Consider the following 491-nt stretch of genomic DNA (forward strand, 5'->3'; position numbering starts at 1 on the left):
AGGACCGTTCCACTAACTTCCAAGATGCTTAAGGGCTAATCCCCGTTCGCTCGCCGCTACTGAGGGAATCTCGGTTGATTTCTTTTCCTCGGGGTACTTAGATGTTTCAGTTCTCCCGGTTCGCCTCGCTACGCTATGTATTCACGTAGCGATACCTAGCTTATGCTAAGTGGGTTTCCCCATTCGGAAATCCGTGAGTCGTAATGTCTCTTACCGACTGCTCACGGCTTATCGCAGGTTAGTACGTCCTTCATCGCCTCTGACTGCCAAGGCATCCACCATGTACGCTTAGTCACTTAACCATACAACCCCAAGAAGTGTCGTCGAAACGGCATTCAAGTTGCTGTACAACAAGGACCAAATAAAATTTGGTTTTCGCCAAGAAGTTTCCAAAGCACTTGTAACAAATGTTTGAGAACTACTTTTTAAATCAGCTTTCCAGATTGTTAAAGAGCATGTTTGCAACGGCACGAGGCCGAAGAAAACAGAGT

The 491-nt window shown here is 46.4% G+C and carries 1 protein-coding gene and 1 rRNA gene; both read right to left on the minus strand.

The window, feature by feature from the left end:
• Positions 1-302 (minus strand): 23S ribosomal RNA (locus tag MUW49_RS19670); the annotation flags it as partial.
• The coding region (locus MUW49_RS19675; protein ID WP_244813110.1) for a hypothetical protein at positions 289-491 on the minus strand (203 nt) is incomplete at its 5' end. The genes MUW49_RS19675 and MUW49_RS19670, both read right to left, overlap by 14 nt.

Origin of the sequence: Aeromonas sp. LsrichE-8G, assembly GCF_022869435.1 — a bacterium.
Lineage (GTDB): Bacteria > Pseudomonadota > Gammaproteobacteria > Enterobacterales > Aeromonadaceae > Aeromonas > Aeromonas caviae.